At 54.2% G+C, this 664-nt stretch carries 1 protein-coding gene; it reads right to left on the bottom strand.

Features of this window, described 5'->3' with window-relative positions:
• The coding region (locus NKH03_RS34865; protein WP_352973381.1) for an aminotransferase class III-fold pyridoxal phosphate-dependent enzyme at positions 1–664 on the bottom strand (664 nt) is incomplete at both ends.

Genomic DNA, 664 nt, shown 5'->3' with positions numbered 1-664 from the left:
TGCAGCCTCCAGCTCCCAGCATTGGCTCCAAGATAATCGCAGCGAGTTCATCCGCATTCTCTCGCATAATCTTTTCTACGCCATCCTCATCGTTGTAGTCGGCAAGCAAGAAAGGAAATGGCAAATTCAGTGGTGAGCCCCCGTTTGCAAAGACCATCACGCCCCCATGATAGCTTTCTCTGAACACCAGTATCCTGGTTCGGCCCGTGATTGCCCGCGCGGCCGTCAAAGCCATGATATTCGCTTCCGTGCCGGAGTTGCAAAAGCGTACGCGCTCAATCGCCGGGAAGCGCTCAACAATAGCAGCGCCTAACTGTGCCTCATATCGGTTTGGCCCACCGAGCATGACACCGTCCTTGATGGCATCAATCATGGCTTCCGCTATCGTTGGGTCGGAATGTCCGTAGAGTCCCGCAGTGTATTCCGACAAGAGATCCACATATTGATGGCCATCAAGGTCTGTTACATAGCAGCCATTCCCGGACACCAAAGTGAGTGGAAAAGGATTGTACCAAAGGATGGCGCGGGTGTTGCCGCCAGGCAGTGACTGCTTGGCGTCTATATGGCGGGCCAAGCTTTTGGGATTGCGGTCGACAAATCGCTGCCGTGCGTCGTTGAGCACGGAGTCGATATCAGCATTTCGTTTAAACGAGTCCGCAGTGGC

The organism is Mesorhizobium sp. M1406, from assembly GCF_040317555.1.
Lineage (GTDB): Bacteria > Pseudomonadota > Alphaproteobacteria > Rhizobiales > Rhizobiaceae > Mesorhizobium.
The sequence above is the reverse complement of the archived record's forward strand: the minus strand, read 5'-3'. Positions and strand labels throughout refer to the sequence as shown.